Origin of the sequence: Acidovorax bellezanensis (genome assembly GCF_025421555.1) — a bacterium.
GTDB lineage: Bacteria > Pseudomonadota > Gammaproteobacteria > Burkholderiales > Burkholderiaceae_C > Comamonas > Comamonas bellezanensis.
Genome location: NZ_JAODYH010000014.1, coordinates 356 through 23,053, shown reverse-complemented (window position 1 = coordinate 23,053; position 22,698 = coordinate 356). Strand labels below are relative to the sequence as shown.

The window sequence follows — 22,698 nt, the reverse complement described above, 5'->3', positions numbered from 1 at the left end:
CAGATCGGTTTAGGGGTGCGTGCCGGCCACATGCGGGGCCGGCTGCGCCGCGAACAGTTGCTTGACCAGATCGGCGCGCCGGGCGCGGGTGACTGCCTGGTTGACATAGCCCTTGTCGGCGATTTCGTTGGCATCCATCGAGGCCGGTTCGGCCATCAGCATCAGGCGGCGTATCTTCAGGCTGACACTGCCGGTCTGTTGTTGCAGATGCGCGTTGAGTTCGGCAATCAGGGCCGGATGCGCGACCAGTTCTGCAGCGCTCAATCCCGAGAGTTCCGGCAGTAGGCGCTGACAGGCGGCCACATTGGGCCAGGCCAAGGCTGCGATGTAGTCGTGGTCGTGGCCGCAGATGACGGCGTCGGACAGCAGCGGCGCGCAGACCTCCACCAGGCCCAGGCGCACGGCGCCCGCACGCACCCAGGTGCCGTTGATCAGCTTGAAGTCTTCGGCCACGCGGCCGTCGAAGCGCATGCCCTGGATGGGGTCGCTGGCATCGATCAGGCGGACTGCATCGCCGAGCTTGAAGAAGCCTTCTTCATCGAAGGCGGCTTGCGTAAGGTCGGGGCGGCCGATATAGCCGCTGAAGTTGTGGTCTCCGCGCATGCGGATCTCGTAGCGTTCGCCTTCCAGCGGCACGAGCTTGACTTCGGTGCCGGGTGGCGGCGCGCCGATGTGGGCGAGGTCGTCACTGGCCCAGTTGCGGTAGGTGCCTACGCCCGTGGTCTCGGTGGCCGCCAGGCCGGTGGCAAAGACGATGCGCTCGCCCACGGTTTTCTCGGCCACGCGCTGGATGCGCTGGTTGACGTCGTCCGGCAGGCTGGCGCCGCCGTAGCCGAAGTTGAGCACGCGCGCAAAAACGCTTTTGGCCAGTTGCGGATCGCGCTCCAGCTCCGTGGCCAGCATGGTCCATGCGGAGGGCACGCTGCTCAGCACGGTGGGGGAGATTTCGCGCAGATTGCGCACCGTGCGCTCGAATATTCCGGGCAGGGGCTTGCCATCGTCGATGTAGTGGGTGCCGCCCAGCAGCACGGCGCGGCCCAGGTTGAGCACGCCGCCCAGCGCGTGGTGCCAGGGCAGCCAGTCGAGAAACACCGCAGGCTCCGGCGAATCGGCGAGCGCGGAAAACATGTCGCTGAGGTTGGCCGCCGACGCCTGCAGATTCCGGTAGCTGATGGGCACGCCCTTGGGGGCGCCCGTGGAGCCCGAGGTGAAGAGGATCTTGGCGATGTGGTCGGGACGGATGGCCGCATGCGCGGCCGCCACGGCCTCACGGCGCGCGGCGCTGAGTTCGAGTTGGGCCAGCGACTGCCACGACACGGCACGCTGCGTTGCGCCGTCCACGGCGATCAGGGGCAGGTCTGCGCCGTTGATGGCCTGCACTGCGCGCTGGAACAGGGGCATGTCCTGCACAAACAGCGCGGCCGGGGGCACGAGTTCGCAGACCCCTTTGAGGCGTGCGAAATCCTGGCTGAGCAGCGAATAGGCGGGCGATACCGGCGCGAGCGGCACGCCCACATACTCGGCGGCGAACAGCAACACCAGCTGCTGCAGCGAATTGGGCGAGAGCACGACCAGCGGGCGCCCTTGGCCCAGACCCATTTCCAGCAGGCCGGCGCCCACGGATTGCAGCTGTTGCCACAGTTCGCTCCAGCTCAGGCGCGTCCATTCGCCCGTTTTGGCGTCGCGCTCGCAAAAGGCGGGTGAATCGCCACGGCGGCTGGCCCAATGGGGGATGGACCCGGCAAAGCCGATGCGGTCGCTGGTGTGGGGGGCGAGCGGGGAGCGCAGAATCAAAGTGCCATCAGGACGGTGCTCGCACAGGGTCTTGCGCATCCCATAAGGCACGGCGCGGTAGGGCGCGGCAGCGGGAGTTTCGCGGGTAGCCGTTGTCATGCTGGTCATGTCTCCGTTTTTGTTCCTGAGCCAACGCTGGGCAGCGGGGCCGCCTGCGCCCCGCTGCCGTCCACCAAAGCCTTACTGCGGTGCGCCCGCCACCGCCACCACCTGGCCGGTGATGTAGTTCGACTCGGGCAGGCAGAACAGGTAGACCGCGCCCGCGGCTTCCTCGGGTGTGCCGCCGCGACCGATGGGGTTGCGCTGGGCGTGGGACTTGAGCAGATCCGGGTTCAGGCCCACGCGGATGTCGCGGCCTTCGATGTTGATCGAGGCGCCGGAATGGGCGTCGGCATTGGTCATGCGGGTATGGATCAGACCGAAGGCCACGGCGTTGACGTTGACCTTGAAGCGGCCCCATTCGCGGCTCAGTGCGCGTGTCATGCCGATCACGCCGGCCTTGGCTGACGAGTAATTCATCTGGCCGGCGTTGCCGTTGAGGGCCGAAGTGGACGAGACATTGACCACCTTGCGGAATACTTCCACGCCATTTTCCTGGTCGGCCAGGGCCTGCGCCTTGATGACGGGGTAGGCGGCGCGCAGGATGCGAAAGGGCGCGGTCATGTGGCAATCGATGATGGCATGCCATTGCTCGTCGGTCATGCGCTGGATCACGTCATCCCAGGTGAAGCCGGCGTTGTTGACGATGATGTCTATGCCCTTGAAGTGGTCCATCGCCGTCTTGATGTAGCGCTCGGCGAAATCAGGGGCGCTGACATTGCCGGCGCAGGCCACGGCCTGGCCGCCGCTTTTCTTGACCAGTTCCACGGTCTCCTGCGCCGGGTCGGCATCCAGGTCGTTGACCACGATGCGCGCGCCCTGGCTGGCGAGTTTCAAGGCGATGGCCTGGCCTATGCCGCGGCCCGAACCGGTGACCAGTGCCACTTTTCCGTCCAGTGTTCCCATGTAGATGTCTCCTGAAAATGGATGATCAGAGTGCAACCACGGCATCGCCAACGATCTTGGTGTCGCCGTACTGGTTGCGTGTTTCGATTTCGAGCTTCACGCGCTGCTCGCCGTTTTCCTCGAATTTCTCCACGACCTTGCCGTGGCAGGTGATCTGGTGGCCCAGGTGGGTGATGCCGGTGAAGCGCACGCCGAAGCTGCGCAGCTGGCGCTGGTCGACCCACTGCGTGAGCAGGCGCCCCAGGTAGGCCATGGACAGCATGCCGTGGGCGAACACATCGACGGCGCCGGCCTTGCGGGCGTAGTCGATATCGATGTGGATCCGGTTGTGGTCGCCCGAGGCGCCGGCGAACAAGGCCAGCGTGGTGCGGGTGATGGGCGGCAGTTGCAGCGCGGGCAGGCTGTCGCCGACCTGCAGGCTGGCAAAGGAGGGGGTGTTCATGGTGCGTGCTCCTGCGGGCTCATGCGTTCTTGTGGACCAGAATGCTGCGCAGGTCGGCAACATGCTCGCCGCGCTGGTTGCTGACGCGCGATTGGCGCACCACAAAGCTCAAGGCCCCGGCTTTCTTGTCGTAGATGTCGGAGATGTGGGTCTCGAACTGCAGCGTGTCGCCGGCGTAGGCCATGCGGTGGTAGGTGAAGCTTTCCTCGCCGTGCAGGATGCGCGAGGTCTCTATGCCCAGCGCGTCGCGCCAGGCGCTGCTGGGAATCTGGAATTCCAGCGAGAACAGGAAAGTGGGAGGCAGGGGCAGGTCCGGATGGCCGGCGTCGCGTGCGGCCGATACATCGAGGTAGATGGGGTTGGTCTCGCCTATGGATTGGGCGAAGAACCGCAGCTGGCCCGCTTCTGCCTTGGCCTGGTAGACCGGCAGCTTCATGCCGATGTGCTTCTTGTCTATCATGCGGACACCTTTTGGTAGATGGTCACGACGCCCGCGCCGCCCAGGCCCAGGTTGTGCTGCAAGGCCAGCTTGGCGCCTGCGACCTGGCGTTTGTCGGCCGTGCCGCGCATCTGGTGCGTCAGCTCGTAGCACTGGGCCAGGCCGGTCGCGCCCAGAGGGTGGCCCTTGGACAGCAGGCCGCCCGAGGGGTTGGTCACCCAGCGGCCGCCGTAGGTGTTGTCGCCGTCGTTGACCAGCTTCTCGCCTTCACCTTCGGCGCACAGGCCCAGGCCTTCGTAGGTGAGCAATTCGTTCTGGGCAAAGCAGTCGTGCAGTTCGATGACGTCGATGTCCTCGGGGCCGACGCCGGCCTGCTCATAGGCTTGCCTGGCGGCCAGGGCCGTCATGTCGAAGCCCACGACGCGGATCATGTCCTTGGCGTCGTAGGTGCTGGGCAGGTCGGTGGCCATGGCCTGGCCGGCGATCAGCACATCGGTGCGCAGGCCGTGCTGGCGCGCGAATTTCTCGGACACCAGAATGGCGGCCGCCGAGCCGCAGGTGGGCGGGCAGGCCATCAGGCGGGTCAGCACGCCTTCCCAGAGCCAGGGCGCGGCCATGACTTCCTCGGTGCTCAATTCCGTGCGGAACAGCGCCAGCGGGTTGTTGGCCGCATGGCGGCTGGCCTTGGCGCGGATCTTGGCGAAGGTTTCCAGGCGCGTGCCGTACTTCCGCATGTGCGCCTGCCCGGCGCCGGCGAACTGGCGAATGGCATTGGGCAGTTCGCCGTTGCCCTCCAGTTCGTTGACGACGTCGTTGGCACGCTCGAGCGCCGGCGCACGGTCGGTCCAGACGGATTTGAGCGCGCCGGGATTCATCTGCTCGAAGCCGAAGGCCAGCGCCACATCGACGGCGCCGCTTTGCACGGCCTGCCGCGCCATGAACAGCGCGGACGAGCCGGTGGCGCAGTTGTTGTTGACGTTGAGCACCGGAATGCCGCTCATGCCCACGCGGTACAGCGCCTTCTGGCCGCAGGTGGAGTCGCCGTAGACATAGCCGGCGTAGGCTTGCTGCACCTGCTCATAGGCAATGCCGGCATCGGCCAAGGCCAGCTTCACGGCCTGCGCGCCCATCTGGTCGTAGCTTTCGCTGGTGCCGGGTTTCTTGAACGGAATCATGCCGACGCCGGCGACAAATACTTTGTTGGTCATAAGGCTGTGGGGGTTGGGTTGGAATCAGAGGTTGCGGGCGATGAGGTCACGCATCACTTCGCTGGTGCCGCCGTAGATGCGCGTGACGCGCATGTCGACGAAGTCGCGGGCAATCGGGTACTCCAGCATGTAGCCGTAGCCGCCGTGCAGCTGCACCATTTCATCGAGCGCCTTGCCCAGCGTCTCGGTGGCAAAGAGCTTGGCGATGGCCGCTTCCGCCAACGTGAGGCGCCGGCGCGTGTGCTCGGCGATGTAGTGGTCGATCATGGTGCGAACGGCAACGGCCTGGGCCTTGATGTCGGCGAGCTTGAACTTGGTGTTCTGAAAGTCCCAGACGGTCTGGTCGAACGCGCGGCGTTGCTTGACGTATTCCAGCGTGTTCTCCAGGGCCCGCTCCAGCCGCGCCGCGGCCGAGATGGCAATGCTCAGGCGTTCCTGCGGCAGCTCGCCCATCAGATAGGCAAAGCCCTTGCCTTCCTCGCCCAGCCGGTTGCTGACCGGTACGCGCACGTTGTCGAAGAACAGCTCGGCCGTGTCCTGGGCGTACTGCCCCACTTTTTGCAGCTTGCGGCCGCGGCGGAAACCCGCGCGGGTCGCTTCCACGGCGATCAGGCTGATGCCTTTGGCGCCCGCGGTCGGATCGGTCTTGCACACGACGATGATCAAATCCGCCGTCAAGCCGTTGCTGATGAAAGTCTTGCTGCCGTTGATGATGTATTCGTCGCCGTCGCGCACGGCGGTGGCGCGCACGGCCTTGAGGTCGCTGCCCGTGCCCGGCTCGGTCATGGCAATGGCCAGGACGATTTCGCCCGAGGCGGCGCCAGGCAACCATTGGCGCTTTTGCTCTTCGCTGCCGGCGCGCAGGATGTAGGGCGCGATGATGTCGGAGTGCATGCCGAACGCCGGGCCGCTGACGCCCGAGCGCGCCATTTCCTCCGCGAACACGGCGGCATGGCCGAAGTCACCGCCGCCGCCGCCGTATTCCTCCGGCAGCGAAGCGCACAGCAAGCCTTCCTTGCCGGCCTTCAGCCAGGTCTCGCGATCGACCTGTCCGGCCAGGTCCCAGGCGTCCTGGCGCGGCTTGCACTCGCGCTCCAGAAAGCGGCGTACCGTTTCGCGGTACATCTCGTGGTCATCTCGAAAAACGTTGCGTTGTACGTGCACGGCTTGGTCTCCTGTAGGTTCACCTGTATTGAGGCTCTACGGTAAGGAGGTGCCGTGATGGCGTCACCACTCCCGATGGGTGGTGGGGTTCACCCGCGGGTGGGGTGGGGACGGGCTCGCCGCGCGGTTTAGGGCGCAGTGGCTTCGCTGCTCCAGCCGAGGTCGCGCGCGCGCGCCACGGCCTCCTGGCGGCCCGACACCCCCAGCTTGGCGTAGATGCGGCTCAAGTACCACTTGACGGTCTCGGGCGACAGTTCCAGGGCGCGTGCCATCTTCTTGTTGGGCATGGCCTGGGCGAGCAGGCGCAGCATGTCCATCTCGCGCTCGCTCAGGGATTGCAGCGCGCTGGTGGGCGGGGCGGCCGCACCACAGGCCTGTGCCTGGGTAGGGGAACTGGTGGCCAGCAGGCGTTCCACGTAAAAGGCCAGCACGGGGTCGAGTGGCTCGGTGGTGCCCAGTTTCTGGAGCAGGGCGCGTGCCATGGGATCGGCATCGACCAGGCTGCGCAGGAGACCCAGCCGGTGACCGCGCCGCAGTGCCTCGACCAGCTGCAGGCGTGCGGCATCGCCGTGGCCGCGCAAGCTGTCCAGCGCCGCGCTGCGCACCAGCAGGTGCGTGACGCTGCGCTGTCGGCCCGCGGCCTCGCACGAGGCGAGCAGCTGCGCCAGCCGATCTGCGGCGCCTTCCAGGTCGCCCGTGCCGAGCGCCCACTGGATGCTGGCGCTTTGCGCCGCTTGCGCGATTTCGCTGATCGCGCCGTCGCTCGCCTGGCGTTTATCCATGGCCTGGAGTTGCGCCATCGCCGATCGCGCGGCGTCCGGTTCCTGCAGCAGCAGGTGGTAGTGCACGGTATCGGCCAGGCCATGGGCAAGCAGCCGCTCCAGCCGGTGGTGGGTGGCGTAGGCCTTCAGCCGTTGCAATTGGCTGAAGGTCTGGGCGGGCTGGCCTGACTGCCAGGCCGCGGCCGCCAGCACGCGATAGACGCGCAGCATGGCGTCGGGCATGACCGTGCGCTCCAGCACTTCGAGTTTGTCCTCCACCAGGGCGCAGGCCTGGGGGATATGGTCGAGCTCAAAGAGCACGTCGGCCAGCAGGCTGAGTGCCAGATAGCGTGCATCGCTGCAGGCCTTGCCGGCCTGCGCCGCCTGCGCCACCACGGCGCGCAGAACGCGCTCCGCCTGGGGCATCTTGCCTTCCATGGCGTAGCTCAGCCCCACCAGACTGCGGCCTTGCAAGCTGCCTGAAGCGGTGGCCAGCAGCGGTGCGCCATTCATCACCAGCGGCGCTGCCTCGCGCTGTACGCTGCGCGCCATGGCGTATTCACCCTGCTGGATGTACATCCACGACAGGATGTTGTGGCGCGAGCCCACCGAGAACGGATCGGCATCGCTGGGGACCATGCGCAGCCGCGGCATGATGGCGCGCGCCGCGTCGGTGTCGTCAAGCTGCAGTGCCAGCGCGCCTTGCAGCACGGTGACCTGAAAGCGCTGGCAGACCGCATCTTCGGGCAGCAGGCGCTGCAGTGCATCGAGCGATCCGGCGCATTCGTCCAGCTTGCGCTCGAAGAACTGCATGCGGGCCTGCCAAAGCTGCAGGTTGACATTGCTGGGGGCCAGCTCCTTGAGCAGGTCCATCAACTCACGCCGCTCACCACGCGCCAGCAGCGATTGCGCGCACTGCTCGATGAGCGCGGCCTGCTCTGCCTGGCCCGAGCGCATGGCGTGATGCTCTGTTTCCTGCGGTAGGCCCTGTCCCTGAAACCAGGCAAACGCGCGCCCGTGCACGGTCTGCTGTTGCGGTTCGGGAAAGTGGGCAAAGCGGGCGAGCAATGACTCGCGCAGCAAGGGGTGGAAGCGATACCAGTGCCCGGTTGACGGATCATCCACCCGGACCACGAAATGGTCTCCGCGCTCCAGCCGGTGCAGCAGCGCGGCGATGCCGTCAACGGCCTGCGGGGTGTCGACCAGCGCGGCACACAGCGCGGCGCAAAAGCGCTTGCAAGGCGCTGCATGCACCAGCAGCTCCAGCTCGTCGGCGCGCAACGGGGCGAGCACTTCCTTGTCGAAATACCGGGCCAGCACCTGGGCCGTGCCAGCGGTGGACAAGGAGGTGTCGGCTGGGGGCTCCCGCGTGAGCAGCTGCAGGCCGTGGACCCAACCTTGCGTACGTTCATGCAGGCGGCGTACCTGGCCGGGATCGGCAAGGGCGCATTGCGACTGGATGAATTGGGCGCTTTCTGCCGCCGTGAAGCACAAATCCTGCTGATTGAGCTCCAGCAGCTGTGCCTGGCTGCGCAAGCGGTCCAGCGACAGCCGCGGCATGCCGCGCGCGACCAGCACCCACTGCAGCTGCGCGGGCGCGTGGTCCAGCAGCCATTGCAGCGCATCCAGCGTGGCCGCGCTGGTCAGCTGCTGCACATCGTCGAGCACGCAGACCAGGCGGCGCTGGCGTGCCGAGATATCGCGCACCAGCAAGACCGCGAGCCGTTCCATGGCGTCGGGGTCGGCGTCCATGCCCGCTGCCGCGCGGGATGCGTTCTGCGTCGCGGCCGGCGCCTGCGGCGCTATGCAGCTGCGCAGCGCCTGCAGAAAGTGCAGTGGATCGTTGTGGCGATCCGTGGCTGTCAGGCGGGTCACGTCTATGCCTTGGCTCGCCAGCCCATCGCTCCAGGCCGCCGCCAGCGCCGACTTGCCCGCGCCTGCGGGGCCGGTGATGAGCAGGCAGCGCAGTTGCCGCGCAGCGTTCATGCGCGCCAGCAGGCGCTCAGGGACCGACGAGGCGCTGGACGTGGTCAATGGCGACGGAAAAGGGGTGGGGCGAGAGGGCATGGCGAAGGCAGGACCGGGGTCAGCGCTGATTGTGCAGCATCATGGCGGGAGGCCACGGCCTGCCCGCTACCCGATGCGGGTGGGGCGAAATCGCCCCATTTTGGTTCTACTCGTGGCTGGCGAATCCTGCCTTCATCAACGCCTCCGGCCGCCGCCGGGGGCACCGCACACACTGGAGATTGCAATCATGGGCGTTTTGTCCGGCATACGGGTTCTGGAGTTTGAAGCCATTGGTCCTGGCCCCTTTGGCACCATGCTGCTCGCCGACATGGGTGCGGATGTGATCCGCATCGACCGGCCCGTGGCGCATTCGGACCTCGGGCCCAAGGCCAGCGGCCCGCGCATCGACATCACGGGACGGGGCCGCCGTTCCGTCATGCTCGACCTCAAGCAGCCGGCGAGCGTCGCGGTTGCACTGGACCTGATAGAACGTGCCGACGTGGTCATCGAAGGCTTCAGGCCGGGCGCGATGGAGCGCCTGGGCCTGGGGCCGGAAGTCGCTCTGGCCCGCAATCCCAAGCTGGTCTATGGCCGCATGACAGGCTGGGGGCAGACGGGGCCGCTGGCCGAGCGCGCCGGCCATGATCTGAACTACATCGCGCTGTCGGGCGTGCTTTCCGCCATAGGCCCCCAAGGCGGCAAGCCCACCGTGCCGCTGAATCTCGTGGGCGACTATGGCGGTGGCGGCATGCTGCTGGCCATGGGCGTGCTCGCCGCGTTGCTCAATGTGCAGCGTGGGGGCACAGGCCAGGTGGTGGACGCGGCCATGGTGGAAGGCGCGGCCCAGCTGGGCGCGGTGTTCTGGGGCATGCTGGCCGGGGGCAACTGGAAGGAAGAGCGGGGCAGCAACTGGCTCGATGGCGGCGCGCCCTGGTATGACAGTTATCGCACCCAGGACGGCCACTACATGACGGTGGGCGCCGTGGAGGCCCGTTTTTATGCCGAGCTGCTCGACAAGCTGGGCCTGGCCGGCAGCGATCTGCCTGCGCAACACGACCGCGCTGGCTGGCCTGTGCTGCGCGAGCGCTTCGAAAGCGTGTTCGCCAGCCGCACGCGCGCCCACTGGTGCACGGTGTTCGAAGGCAGCGATGCCTGCGTGGCCCCGGTGCTGGGCTTTGCCGAAACCCCGGAGCATGCACAGCACCGCGCGCGCGGCAGTTTCGTGGAAGTCGGCGGCGTCGTGCAGCCCGGCCCAGCGCCGCGGTTTTCCGCCACGCCGTCGGGCATTCCCAGGAACGCGCCGGCGCGTGGCGAGCATGGCGCGGCGGCCTTGCGCGATTGGGGCTTTGATGGCGATGCGATGGCGCGCATGCAGCAACAAGGCCTGGGTCTGAAACCGGAGTCCTGAAGCGGCGCCGCGGATGGGACAATGGCGTCCCGTTTCCCAACCCTGCAACGTTTGTGACCCGTCGCGTCGATCCCTACAGCCTGCGCCTTTTCGTGGCGGCCGCCCAGGCCGGCTCCATCGTGCGCGCGGCGGCGCAGGAGCACATTGCGGCTTCGGCGCTCAGCCGCCGTCTGGCGGATCTGGAGCATGCCTTCGGCACGCCGCTGCTGGTGCGCTCGCCGCGCGGCATTGCCTTGACGGATGCGGGGCGGGTGGTGCTGGCGCGCGGTCTGCAGATCGACGAGGACTTGCAGGCGCTGGTGCGCGAAGTCCAGGCCGAAGGCGAGGAAGTGCGCGGCACCGTGCGCTTGTACGCGAACATGTCGTCGGTGATCGGCTTTCTGCCCGAGCGGATCAAACGCTTCATGGCCGCCTATCCCCAGGTCAGGGTGGCATTGCACGAAATGGACACCAAGGACGTGGTGCGCGCCTGCCTGGACGATCGCGCCGATGTCGGTGTCGGCGCCGAGATGCCCGTGCCCGCGGGGCTGGATGCCTGGCACTTTGCCGAGGATGCTCTGCATGTGGTGATGCCCGCCGGCCATGCGCTGGCAGGGCAGGCCAGCGTGGGCTTCGCCCAGGCCCTGGACCACCCTTTGATCGGCATCCACCAGGGCGGCGCGCTCGACAGGACGCTGCATGGGCGGGCGCAGGACCTGGGCCGGCAGTTCGCGCCCATGGTCTCGGTCAGCAGCTTCGATGCCGTGTGCCGCATGGTGGAGGCCGGCTTGGGCATCGCCGTCGTGCCGCACAGCGCGGCCGCGGCCTATGCCGGTGCCGCCCACTTCGAGCGCCGCCCGCTGGACGAGCCCTGGGCCGCGCGCAGCCTGCATTTGTACGCCTTGCGCCGCTCGCCGCAGCCGCGCGCCACGCGGGCCTTGATCGCCAGCCTGCAAGGGTAAGCCCGATCTCGCATTTTGCGAGACCCCCTGTGCTGTCTTGGCGCTTGGCCCGCTTGCGCTGGCGGGCGAGCATAGGCCATGGCTTTTGATCCCTTATCCCCGTTGACGACTGAAGACGTTGCACTGCGCTTCAGTCCCCGTATTCTTTTCTTGAGTCAATCCGCGCAGCAGGTGGACGCGGTTTTCCGCGGCGAGCCGGTGACGCTGGCGCAGGCAATGCCTATGCGTGACGATGTCTCCACGGACGAGATCACGCCCCTGCCCATCCTGACGCACTATGACGAGCAGCTGGGCCTCTACCCCTATACCGGCTTCAAGGCCGGCGAGCGCTTGCCCATAGGCCCGGGCATGGTGTCCGTGGCGGACATCGAGGTGGTGGTCGCCGGCAAGCGTTACGGCAAAGGTTCGTCGCGCGAACACAGTCCCACGGCGGAAAGGCTGGCCGGCGTGCGGCTGGTGATCGCCGAGAGTTTTGAGCGCATTTACCGACAGAATGCCGACAACATAGGGCTGTTGACGTCCACCGATCTGGGCCTGGTGGCGCGGATCCAGGCGGGCGAGGCGATTGCGCTGTCGGAACTGCTGTCGGGGCGCGATGCGCTGGCGGCGGCCATTGTGCGCAGTGGCGGCTTGCTGCGCTTCGGCCAGGTCCATATGCGCGACATCCGCACGGCGCCCCGCGGCGACGGCGGGGCGCCCAAGACGCTGTTCGAGAAAATCGTGGCCCGACATGCGTTGCGCACGGCGCTCACGCCGGCCGAACCCGCCGTGGGCGACGGGCTTTTCGTGCGCGCCGACTGGCGCTTCATTCACGAGTACTACACGGCCATGGCGGCCCACATGCTGCACGCCAGTTTCGGCCGTCCGCTGACGCTGCAAGCGCCCGAATCCGTGGTGGTGTTCGAGGACCACACTTCCTATGTCCAGGAGAGCCCGGCCCATGTGCGGGCAGGCCTGGTGCCCCATGTGCAGCGCATGGTCCAGGCCCAGCGGCAATTCGTCGCCGACTACGGCCTGCGCTCGCACCGCACGCTGACCGAAGACGAGGCCTTGCGCGACGATGGTCGCAACGTGGCCGGCATTTCGCACGCCATGGTGGCCGAGCACTATGCGCTGCCGGGCCAATTGGTGGCGGGCACGGACTCGCATACGCCGCACAGCGGAGCCCTGGGCTGCGTCGCCTTCGGCGTGGGCACCACCGACATGGCCAATGCCTTTGTCACGGGGGCCGTGCGACTGACCATGCCGGCATCGCTGCTGATCCGGTGCGAAGGGCGGCTGGCGGCGGGCGTCACGGCCAAGGATCTGGTGTTGCACCTGCTGGCGCAGCCCTTCATCCGCGCAGGCGGGGGCGTAGGCAAGGTGTTCGAGTTCGCGGGCGCGGCCGTGGCCGCGATGTCGACCGACGAGCGTGCCACGTTGACCAATATGACGGCGGAGCTGGGCGGATTGACGGGCATTGTGACGCCCGACGCCGAGACCGTGCGTTTTCTGCGCGAGCGCCGCGGCGTGGACTTCACGCTCGAGTCCTGGATGCACAGCGATGCCGGCGCGGCCTATGCCGCCGTCATGGACATCGACTGCGCGGCCGTGCCGCCCATGGTCGCCGCGCCAGGCGATCCGGGCAACGGGAGGTCGTTGGCCGACGTGCCGGGGCCGGTACGCATAGACATCGCCTACGGCGGCTCCTGCACCGCGGGCAAGCGCGAGGATTTCGCGCATTACCACGCTGTGCTGCGCTGGGCGGCCGACAGAGGATTGCGCGTGGCGCCGGGCGTGTCCCTGTACCTGCAGTTCGGCACCACGGCCGTGCGTGACCACTGCATTGCCGCAGGCTATATGGACGCTTTTGACCGTGTGGGCGCGCGCATTCTCCAGCCTTCGTGCGGGGCCTGCGGCAATTGCGGGCCGGGCGGCTCCAGCCGTGCGGACCAGGTCACGGTCAGCGCCATCAATCGCAATTTTCCCGGGCGGGGCGGACCGGGAAGCGTGTGGCTGGCAAGCCCGCCGACGGTGGCGGCCAGCGCCATCGCGGGCGAGCTGCTGTCGTTCGAACAACTGCAGGCGCGCCACGCTTGACGCTGGATTGAGAAAAATACAAAGGAGACAAGACGATGAAAAGCAAGTTCTTTCTGACACGACGGGCGCTGGCCGGCGCGGCTGCGCTCGCCTGCGCGGCCCCTCTGGGGGCCTGGGCCCAGGCGGCTCCCGCGGCCAAACCGATTCGGTTGATCGTGCCGTTGGCCGCGGGCTCCACCGTGGACGCGATTGCGCGCGCCGTGGCGCCCAGTTTCAGCCGCACCACCGGCCACCCGGTGGTGGTCGAAAACGTGGCGGGCGCTGGCGGCATTCCGGGAACGAGTCAGGTGGTCAAGGCTGCCAAGGACGGCATGGTGCTGGGCATGATTTCGTCCAACCATGTGATCAATCCCAGCATCTACAAATCGATTCCCTTCGATAGTCTCAAGGACATCACGCCGATTGCGGTGCTGGCTACCGTGCCTCTGGTGCTGGTGGTGCACGCGGGCCTGCCCGTGAAGACCGTGGGTGAATTGCTGGCCTATGCCAAAGCCCATCCGGGCAGCCTGAACTTTGGCTCGGCGGGCAACGGCAGCACGCTGCATCTGGCGGGGGAGTTGCTGGTGAGCGAGACCGGCATGGAGATCAAGCATGTGCCTTATCGCGGCACCGGGCCGTTGATCACCGATTTGATCGGCGGTCAGGTGCAACTGGGTTTTGTGTCGATTTCCCAGGTGGCGGCCCAGGTCAAGGCCGGAACCCTGCGCGCGCTGGCCGTGAGCACCCGCCAGCGTTCGGCGGCCCTGCCCGATGTGCCTACGCTGGCCGAAGCGGGCGTGCCCAAGTATGCGTTCGATGCCTGGGTCGCGCTGATGGGGCCTTCAGGCTTGCCCAAGCCCCTGGTGGACAGCTACGCGGCAGCGATCAGCACGGCGATTGCGTCGCCCGAGGCGCGCGCGGCGGTGATGGGCCAGGGCCTGATGGTGCTGGACATGGGGCCGGACACCGCGCCCGGCTTTTTCCAGTCCGAACTGCTCAAGCACCAGAAGCTGGTGAAGCAGTCGGGCGCCACGCTGGATTGAGCGTCCCATGGCGCTGATTCAGGAATCGACGGCCGACCTGTGCGACCGGCTGGGGGCCAGGGCGCGGGTCTGTCATTTGCCATGGCGCTCCTACGGCGGGCTGCAGGCGGCGAGCGGCACGGTGGCTTGCGTGCAGGCGTTTGAGGACGCGGGCCCGGTGCGCGCCATGCTGGAGACGCCCGGAGCAGGGCGCATCCTGGTGGTCGATGGCGGTGGTTCGCTGCGGGTGGCCTTGCTGGGTGACCGCCTGGCGCAGCTGGGCCTGGACCACGGCTGGAGAGGGGTGATCGTGCACGGGGCAATCCGGGATGTCGCGGCCTTGGCCAGCATGGATTTCGCCGTGTTCGCACTGGGCGCCGTGCCGCGGCGCGCCAGTGGTTCGGTCTTGTGCGAACCGTCGCCGGTTCTGGCGTTTGCAGGGGTCCGCATCACCTCCGGGGAAGGGGTCCATCTGGATGCCGATGGGGTGGTCTTCGTGGGCTGAGCGCAAGGCCCGGGCATCACTGAGAAAACACGCATTGCGGCATATGGCCCGCGTTGTCCTGACAGGGCAGCGCGGGTTTTTTGTTTTTTGCGGGGAATGCAATAACGGTGGCATGTTTGCCGCCCATTTACATCCGGATATTCCCCAACTTCTGTGCTGGCTTTTGAAAAAATGACCTATCTTTTCATTGGAAGGTGTAACTAAAACGCAAACAAATGTAAATTCATCGCTTAAGCGCTAGTAAAAATAAACAAATAGGCTAATCATTGCTAATAGATAAAAGCTTTTGTAAATCAACGCAACTTAGCGAATAGTTGTGTCCAGTCCTCTTAATACCAGGAGAGAAAAAATGAAGCTCAAGAAGATCTCCCCATTTGTTACAGCATTGGGGCTTTCGTCATTGGTGGTGGGGGCCGGCGCGCAACAAGCGCCGGCGGCAGAGTCTGCGGCGGCGCCCGTTGCGGCGGTGTCCATGCCTGTCGCGCCAGGCTCGGCCCTGTCGCAAGTGGTTGAACAGGCCATCATGACCAATCCGGAGGTGCGTGCCCGCTTCCAGGATCTCACTTCTTCTCTCGAGGGCCAGCAGATAGCGCGCGCCGGTTGGCGGCCGCAGGTGACCGCTCAGGGCTGGGCGGGCAGGGAGTGGCGCAGCAATGTTCCCAACACCCCTTCTTCCGATTGGAATCGTTCGGGCTGGAGTCTGGAACTGCGCCAATTGATTTTCGATGGTGCGGCCGTGAGCAACAACATCAGACAAATGGGTTTTGAAAAGCTGTCGAAGTTTTACGACCTGCGTGCGACGACGGACACCCTCGCCAGTGATGCGGTGGCGGCTTATTTGGACGTGCAACGTTATCGTGAAATGTCTCATCTGGCGGATGAGAATTTCACAATGCACAAAATCACGCTGGATCAGTTGCGTGAGCGTCAGCAGTCTGGCGTGGGTCGGGGCGTGGATCTGGAGCAGGCCAGCGGCCGTGTTTCTCTGGCGCAAACCAATCTGATGACGGAAAACAATAATCTCAACGACGTGACGCAGCGTTATCGCCGCATCGTCGGTACATCTCCCGCGGCGGTGCTGGCCCCCGTGCCATCCGTCAGCGACAAGCTGCCGGTAGCAGGCGTGGCCACGGATTTCAACGAGGCGCTGCGCGTCAACTCGACGCTCTTGTCCAAGCAGGCCTTGGTGCAGGCGGCGGAAGCCAGCGAAAGAGTCGCCAATGCGGCCTTCTCGCCGACGCTGGACCTGCGTGCGGGAACGGGGCGCGACCGAACGCTGCCCGACGATTTCTACCGCAATGTGCAAAGCTCGCGTGTGCAGTTGATGTTGACCTACAACCTGTACCGCGGCGGCGCCGATGAAGCGCGCGTGCGCCAGACCATCGCCCAGGCCTATGCGGCCCGGGACGTGCGTGACTTCACCTGCCGCAACGTACAGCAGGACATGGCGGTGGCGTGGAACAACATGACGCGTCTGCGCCAGCAGATTCCTTTCATGCGCGACCATGAACTCTCGACCGCCAAGGTGCGCCTGGCCTACCAGCAGCAATTCAAGATTGGCCAGCGTTCCCTGCTGGATCTGCTGAACACCGAGAACGAGCTGTTCGATGCACGCCGGGCCTTGGTCAACGCGCAATACGACCTGAAAAAGATCGAGTACCAGTGGCTGACGATGGCGGGGCAGGTGTTGCCCGCACTGGGTCTGGCCCAGCCCCATGGGGACAGCCGGCCGGAGGAGGCCAAGGACCTGGCGTTGGCGGATGATGCATTGCGCGCCTGCCTGGCACCCCTGCCTGACACCAGCAATCTCGTGCCTGTCATCGCTTCCTATCGTCCGGGCGCCGAGCCGCCGCTGCTCAAGGCCGCCCCCAAGCCCTGAGCGCGATCGACCATAACGTGGAAGAAATACCTATGAACAAGACTCCGGCGCAGACGGACAGTCAGGCACCCCGGCAGGAGCTGTCTGCGCTGGATGCGGATTTCATTCGCGTATTGGAAGATTTGATTGATGCCTTGTTGGCGAATGGCACCCTGCGGCTGACGGATCTGCCCCCGCTGGCGCTGGAGAAGCTCAACCAGCGCAAGCAGGTGCGGGAGCGTCTGCGGGATTCGCTGGATCTCATCGACAGCAGCACTGACGACTTACCCATCTGACCGGATCGATTCCATCCATGTTCATCAAGGAAGACGCCACGCCTGTGGGCGCACCGCCAAGCCCCTCGGGGCAGGACGATAGCTGGCGCCTGCCGCCCCATGCGACGCATGACGACCCGCTGTTGACCTGCCTGGTCGAGTTGACGCGGCTGCACGGCACGCCTTACACCGCACAGGCGCTGAGCAACGGCCTGCCGCTGGTGAATCAGCGGCTGACGCCGTCGCTGCTGGCACGCGCGGCGGCGCGCGCGCATTGCACGTCCCGCATCGTGCGCCGCAAGCTCGAAGGCTTGCCGCCGGGTTTGCTGCCGGCGATCCTGATTCTGAAGAAAAACCGCGCCTGCCTGTTGTTGCAGGAGCTGGGGGATGGGCGCTTTCTGGTCCAGTACCCCGAGTCCGGCAGCCCGGTCGAGGTGGAGGCCGAGGTGCTGCAGGACGACTATGCGGGGCTGGTCTGCTTTGTGCGCCCGCAGTTCCGCGTGGAGCGCCGGGCCGAGCAGGGCGAAGCGCCGCGCAGCAGCCACTGGTTCTGGTCGGTGGTGCTGGACAACTGGCGCCTGTACCGCGATGCGCTGCTGGCGGCAGTGCTGATCAATCTGTTTGCGCTGGCCATGCCGCTGTTCAGCATGAATGTCTACGACCGTGTCGTGCCCAACAACGCCGTGGAGACGCTGTGGGTGATGGCGGTCGGTATCACCTTGGTGCTGGTTTTCAATTTTGTGCTGACGTCGGCGCGGGCCTATGTGGTGGACACGGCCAGCAAGCGCGTCGATGTGCAGCTGTCGGCGCAGATCATGGAACGGGTGCTGGACTTGCGCCTGGAAAGCCGGCCGGCGTCCGTGGGCTCGTTCGCGGCCAATCTGCGCTCGTTCGAGTCGGTGCGCGATTTCATCGCTTCGGCCAGCCTGACGACGCTGGTGGACTTGCCCTTCGTGCTGCTGTTCCTGGCGGTGATGGCCTGGATCTCGCCGTGGATGCTGATTCCGCCCGTCGTGGCCATCGTGCTGGTGCTGGTGGTGTCCTTTTTCGCCCAGGCCCGCATGGAGAGCCTGACGATGAAGACTTTCCAGGCCGCGTCGCAGCGCAATGCGCTGCTGGTCGAGTCGCTGACCAATCTGGAAGCGATCAAGACCCTCAATGCCCAGAGCGGCGTGCAGCGCCTGTGGGAAAGCGCCACGCAGTACATCGCCTACATCGGCGGCAAGATCAAGTTCATTTCCTCGACCACCGTCAACTTCGTGCAGACCATGCAGCAGGTGGTGACCGTGGCCGTGGTGGTCATCGGTGTCTACCTGGTGCAGGACGCCACGATGTCGATGGGGGGCATCATTGCCGCCTCCATGATTGCCGGACGTTGCCTCGCGCCCCTGGGCCAGGTGGCCGGACTGATGATGCAGTTCCACAACGCGCGCATTTCGCTGGCGTCCATCGACAACTACATGAAGATGCCTGTCGAGCATGCGGCCGGCAGCGAATTCGTTTCACGGCCGGACCTGCGCGGGGCCATAGAGTTTCGCCAGGTGGGCTTCAGCTATCCGAACAGCAAGCAGAGCGCGTTGTCGCAGCTGAGCTTCACGATGCAGGCGGGCGAGCGAGTCGGCATCATCGGGCGCATAGGCTCGGGCAAGAGCACGCTGGAGAAGCTGGTGCTGGGCCTGTACCAGCCCACGGAGGGCGCTATCCTGATCGATGGCGTGGATGTCCGGCAGATCGACCCCATAGACCTGCGCCGCGCCATCGGCCATGTGCCGCAGGATCCGCTGCTGTTCTACGGCAGTCTCAAGCACAACCTGTTGATCGGCGCCCCGCATGCGAGCGAGGCGGACATGCTCAACGCGGCGCGCATTGCCGGCGTGGATGAGTTCGCGGCCCAGCATCCGCAAGGCTACGACATGACCATTGGCGAGCGTGGCGACTCTCTGTCGGGAGGGCAGCGCCAGTCGATTGCCGTGGCCCGGGCCATGATCAACGATCCGCCCATCCTGCTGCTCGATGAGCCCAGCAGCAATCTGGACAACCAGAGCGAGGCCATGCTCAAGCGCCGCCTGCTGGAGGCGGGTGTGGGCAAGACCATGCTGGTGGTGACCCACCGCACGGCATTGCTGGAGCTGGTCGACCGCTTGATCGTGATCGACGGCGGCAAGATCGTGGCCGATGGCCCCAAGGCGCAGGTGATCGAGGCCTTGAAGCAAGGCCGCATCGGACGCGTGGGAGGCCGCTCATGAAAAAGCCATCGCGCATGCGCACACTGTTCAGACGCCTGGAACGCTGGCTGCTGGACGGCAGCGCGGTAGTGGCCACGCACCAGCCGTCCGATCTGCAGGCCGACGCCCAGTGGGCCACCGGTCAGCAGCAGGCACGTGGTTCGCGGCTGTTGCTGTGGGCTTCGTTGCTGGCCGTGCTGGCGCTGCTGGTCTGGGCCAGCGTTGGCCACATCGACGAGGTGGTGCGAGGGCAGGGCAAGGTCGTGCCGTCCCGCCAGGTGCAGGTGGTGCAAAGCCTGGACGGGGGCATTGTCGAGAAAATCCTGATCCGCCCGGGCGAGCATGTCGAAGTGGGCCAGGTGCTGCTGCGCATTGACCCGACCCGATACAGCTCCTCGCTGGGCGAGAACAAGGCAGAACTGCTGTCGCTCAAGGCCAAGGCCGCGCGGCTGGAAGCCCTGGCCACGGGGCAGAACTTCCAGGTATCCCCGGAAGTCATGGCCGCGGCGCCCCAATTGATGGAGATGGAGCGCCGTGTCTGGGAAGCCCGCACGCAGGAACTCAACACCACGCTGAACATCGCGCGCGACCAGTTGCGGCAGCGGCAGCAGGAGTTGCGCGAAACGCAGGCCAACCGCGAACAGGCGGCGTCGAGCTGCAGCCTGACGACGGAGGAGTTGACGATGACGCGGCCGCTGCTCAAGAGCGGTGCCGTTTCCGATGTCGACCTGCTGCGTCTGCAACGTGACGTCGGGCGCTTTTGCGGTGAGGCCAAGGCCGCCAGCGCGCAGATGGGGCGCATCCATGCGGCCATCCAGGAGGCCGAGCGCAAGATCCAGGAATCCGAGCAGAACACGCGCAATCTGGCCCGGGTCGAGCTGTCGGAAACGCGCGCCAAGCTGTCCACGCTGGAGCAGGGGCAACTGGCGCTGGCGGACCGCGTGAAGCTGGCCGAAGTGCGTTCGCCCGTGCGCGGCACCGTCAGCACGCTCATGGCCAACAGCGTGGGCGGCGTGGTGCAGCCCGGCAAGGACATTCTGGACATCGTGCCTACCGATGACTCGTTGCTGCTGGAAGTGCAGGTCAGCCCGCGGGACATTGGTTTTCTGCACTTCGGGCAGAAGGCCGAAGTGAAGTTCACGGCCTATGACTTCTCCATTTACGGCGGGCTGCGAGGAAACCTGGAGCAGATTGGCGCCAACACCATCACCGACGAGAAAGGCAATTCCTTTTATATCGTGAAAGTGCGCACCGACCGCACGCATGTGGGGGATGACTCCAGACCCATCATCCCTGGCATGCAGGCGGAAGTGCACATCCTGACTGGTCAGCGCACGCTGATGCAGTACCTCCTCAAGCCCATTTCGCGTGCCAAGTCCAACGCCTTGACCGAACGCTGAGGCAGACATGGACACAGTGAATGAGAGCGAAGCCATAGGAGAGGGCATGCAAGTATTACCGGTATTGATGGTGACGCAGGACGCGGCCTTGTGGCGCGACTGGCAGCAGATTGGCAGCGCGGGCTGGCTGCCCGCGCGTGGGCAATCCCTGCTGGATCTCGCGCGCTGGAAGCAGCAGGAACGGCAGCTGGTGGTGCTCGATGCGGAGCTGCCCCGCTTGCCCGATTGGAGCGATGAGGCCTGGAATGGGCACTTCAAGGGCTTGAAAGTGCTGGTCTTGAGTGCCCGGCCGGGTGACGATTCGGGGCGCCAGGCGCTGGCGCGCGGCGCCTGTGGCTATGCGCATTCCTATACGGCGGCTGCGGTGCTGGATCGCATCTTGCAGAACATCGACGATGGCAACATCTGGATGGGGCGCACCTTGTTGCAACGCCTGCTGCAGGACGTCGACAGCCGTCTGCCCGCGGCCGGCTCCGACTGGGCCATTGGCTTGACCCAACGCGAGCAGGAAGTGGCGCGCCATGCGGCCATTGGCGAGAGCAATATCGACATTGCCGAGCGCCTGGGCATCAGCGAGCGCACCGTGCGGGCCCACCTGTCCGCCGTCTTCGAAAAGCTCCAGGTCAGCGACCGTCTGATGCTGGCGCTCAAGGTGCACGGCATCCACGGCTGACGGCCCGGACTCTGCCTCCGGGTCCGGCCGATGCGGCCATGGCCTTATCCCCCGCTGCGCGCGCGCAGCCATGTTGACCTCAGGCATTGGCGTCGACGCCAATTGGTGTCGTAGACATCCCTTCTTACGATGTGTTTCATAGCGGCACTGGTTTGCTGGTCGTGCGCGGCGGCAAACAGGGCGCAGAGAACATTTCCTGGAGGTTGTCACACATGGCAAACACTACAGTTCTCGTTACGCAGCTGATTGGTCAGGCCTGGATTCGCGCCGCGGATGGCTCCCTGACCGTCATCCATCAGGGCATGCGTATTCCTGTCGATGCTGAAATCGTCACCGCATCCGGCAGTTCCATGCAATTGCAGGCCGACGGCATGCCGCCGCTGACGGTGGGGGAAAATCAGGCGACGGTGCTCACCGCTGATCTGTTCATGCCGCCCACGCCCAGCGAGGCGGCTGTGGCTGTTCCTCCGGATGCGGCCACCATCGCGTTGGTTGCCGCCATCAATGCCGGCCAGGATCCGTTCGCGCAGCTGGATCCCACGGCCGCCGTGCTGACGGGCGGCGGCGATGCCGGCGGCTCGTTCGTGCGCCTGACCAGCGTGCTCGAGTTGACATCGCCCCTGGGCCTGGCCTATGGCCAATCCGGCAGCCACAATATCGATAACGACCCATTTGGCTCAGTCGTCCTCGCTGCTCCAGCGCCCATTGTTTCGACCATCACGTTGACCACCGACTCCCGCGTCATCGAAGGCACGCCCTTCACGGTGATGGCAACGGTGAGCAATGTGGTCACAGGCAGCGACCTGGTGATCACACTGTCGAACGGTTCGCAGATCACCATCCCCGTGGGCGCGACCAGCGGCTCCGTGCAAATCGATTCCCGTCCGGATGATGTCTATGGACAAGGCGACACGACGGTGCAGCTCGGCATCAGCGGCACCACCGGCGGACAATACGATCAGCTCAACACCAGCAGCAGTACCAGTATCGTCGTCGCAGACGATGCCGATGCGGTGCATATCACGCTGACGGCTCCCGAGAGCGTGGTCGAGGGCGGGAGCATCACCCTCACGGCCCATGTAGAGCAGCCGCCGCAGGGCAGCGATCTGGTGATCACGCTGACCAATGGCCAGGTCATCACCATTGCGGCGGGCGCGACCACGGGCACGGTTTCCTATGTGCCGCAGCCAGATGACAACATCGTGCAAGGTGACCGCTCGCTGCAAGTCGGCATGACCAGCAGCACGGGTGGAAATTACGAAAATCCCGTGCTGGGTGGCGCTGTTGATTTCACCGTCAAGGACAACGACGTGCCGCAATTGCTGGTGGGCGACGCCGGCATTGTCAACGAAGGCAACAACGCTGTCTTCAACGTGGAGCTGACCAAGGCCGTGGATGCCCCGACCACGCTGAGCTTCACCTTCAGCGGCCAGGCGGACGCCGGTGACATCGGTACGCCGGTGGTCACCGTGGGCGGAACCGTCGTCACGCTGACGGCCCTGGCCGGCGGCGG

At 65.8% G+C, this 22,698-nt stretch carries 18 protein-coding genes; 11 read left to right on the top strand and 7 right to left on the bottom strand.

What is annotated here, in order from left to right:
• Window positions 1–9 precede the first annotated feature (9 nt).
• From N0K08_RS20020 to N0K08_RS19990, 7 genes are all read right to left on the bottom strand, one after another.
• Window positions 10–1,893: a feruloyl-CoA synthase gene (locus tag N0K08_RS20020; RefSeq protein ID WP_261502171.1), complete on the bottom strand. Its 1,884-nt coding sequence runs from the start codon at window positions 1,891–1,893 to the stop codon at window positions 10–12.
• Between the two features lie 81 nt (window positions 1,894–1,974).
• Window positions 1,975–2,799 carry an SDR family NAD(P)-dependent oxidoreductase gene (locus tag N0K08_RS20015; protein WP_261502170.1) on the bottom strand — a complete coding sequence of 275 codons (825 nt, stop codon included), beginning with the start codon at window positions 2,797–2,799 and terminating at the stop codon, window positions 1,975–1,977.
• A gap of 25 nt (window positions 2,800–2,824) precedes the next feature.
• Window positions 2,825–3,241 carry a MaoC family dehydratase gene (locus tag N0K08_RS20010; RefSeq protein ID WP_261502169.1) on the bottom strand — a complete coding sequence of 139 codons (417 nt, stop codon included), beginning with the start codon at window positions 3,239–3,241 and terminating at the stop codon, window positions 2,825–2,827.
• Between the two features lie 19 nt (window positions 3,242–3,260).
• Window positions 3,261–3,701, bottom strand: a complete 441-nt coding sequence (locus N0K08_RS20005; RefSeq protein WP_261502168.1) for a MaoC family dehydratase N-terminal domain-containing protein — start codon at window positions 3,699–3,701, stop codon at window positions 3,261–3,263.
• A complete protein-coding gene (locus tag N0K08_RS20000) occupies window positions 3,698–4,888 on the bottom strand; it encodes a lipid-transfer protein (RefSeq protein ID WP_261502167.1) in 1,191 nt (396 codons plus the stop codon). The genes N0K08_RS20005 and N0K08_RS20000 overlap by 4 nt, the downstream gene beginning before the upstream one ends.
• A 24-nt stretch (window positions 4,889–4,912) precedes the next feature.
• Window positions 4,913–6,052 (bottom strand): acyl-CoA dehydrogenase family protein, encoded by a 1,140-nt coding sequence (locus N0K08_RS19995; RefSeq protein WP_261502166.1) that lies wholly within the window; start codon window positions 6,050–6,052, stop codon window positions 4,913–4,915.
• Between the two features lie 128 nt (window positions 6,053–6,180).
• Entirely contained in the window at window positions 6,181–8,880 is a 2,700-nt protein-coding gene (locus N0K08_RS19990; protein ID WP_261502165.1) for a LuxR C-terminal-related transcriptional regulator, read from the bottom strand.
• Window positions 8,881–9,067: 187 nt separating this feature from the next.
• On the opposite strand from N0K08_RS19990, the gene N0K08_RS19985 reads away from it, so the two are divergent.
• The 11 genes from N0K08_RS19985 to N0K08_RS19935 form a co-directional block, all read left to right on the top strand.
• Window positions 9,068–10,228: a CaiB/BaiF CoA transferase family protein gene (locus N0K08_RS19985; RefSeq protein ID WP_315968019.1), complete on the top strand. Its 1,161-nt coding sequence runs from the start codon at window positions 9,068–9,070 to the stop codon at window positions 10,226–10,228.
• Window positions 10,229–10,281: 53 nt separating this feature from the next.
• The gene (locus N0K08_RS19980) at window positions 10,282–11,169 is read left to right on the top strand and encodes a LysR substrate-binding domain-containing protein (protein WP_261502164.1); all 888 of its coding nucleotides are present in this window, start codon (window positions 10,282–10,284) and stop codon (window positions 11,167–11,169) included.
• 78 nt (window positions 11,170–11,247) lie between these two features.
• Window positions 11,248–13,248, top strand: a complete 2,001-nt coding sequence (locus N0K08_RS19975; protein ID WP_261502163.1) for an aconitase family protein — start codon at window positions 11,248–11,250, stop codon at window positions 13,246–13,248.
• Window positions 13,249–13,283: 35 nt separating this feature from the next.
• The gene (locus N0K08_RS19970) at window positions 13,284–14,270 is read left to right on the top strand and encodes a tripartite tricarboxylate transporter substrate binding protein (protein WP_261502162.1); all 987 of its coding nucleotides are present in this window, start codon (window positions 13,284–13,286) and stop codon (window positions 14,268–14,270) included.
• A gap of 7 nt (window positions 14,271–14,277) precedes the next feature.
• On the top strand, window positions 14,278–14,754 hold the full coding sequence (gene rraA, locus N0K08_RS19965; protein ID WP_261502161.1) for a ribonuclease E activity regulator RraA: 477 nt from the start codon (window positions 14,278–14,280) through the stop codon (window positions 14,752–14,754).
• A 349-nt stretch (window positions 14,755–15,103) separates the two neighbouring features.
• Complete coding sequence (locus N0K08_RS19960; RefSeq protein ID WP_261502160.1) at window positions 15,104–16,633, top strand: TolC family outer membrane protein; 1,530 nt, start codon at window positions 15,104–15,106, stop codon at window positions 16,631–16,633.
• 32 nt (window positions 16,634–16,665) lie between these two features.
• Entirely contained in the window at window positions 16,666–16,908 is a 243-nt protein-coding gene (locus N0K08_RS19955) for a hypothetical protein (RefSeq protein WP_261502159.1), read from the top strand.
• A gap of 17 nt (window positions 16,909–16,925) precedes the next feature.
• Window positions 16,926–19,133, top strand: coding sequence for a type I secretion system permease/ATPase (locus N0K08_RS19950; RefSeq protein WP_261502158.1), 2,208 nt, complete (start codon window positions 16,926–16,928; stop codon window positions 19,131–19,133).
• Complete coding sequence (locus N0K08_RS19945) at window positions 19,130–20,512, top strand: HlyD family type I secretion periplasmic adaptor subunit (protein ID WP_261502157.1); 1,383 nt, start codon at window positions 19,130–19,132, stop codon at window positions 20,510–20,512. The genes N0K08_RS19950 and N0K08_RS19945 overlap by 4 nt, the downstream gene beginning before the upstream one ends.
• A 46-nt stretch (window positions 20,513–20,558) precedes the next feature.
• Window positions 20,559–21,185: a LuxR family transcriptional regulator gene (locus N0K08_RS19940; RefSeq protein ID WP_261502156.1), complete on the top strand. Its 627-nt coding sequence runs from the start codon at window positions 20,559–20,561 to the stop codon at window positions 21,183–21,185.
• Window positions 21,186–21,397: 212 nt separating this feature from the next.
• The coding region (locus N0K08_RS19935) for a retention module-containing protein (protein WP_261502155.1) at window positions 21,398–22,698 on the top strand (1,301 nt) is incomplete at its 3' end.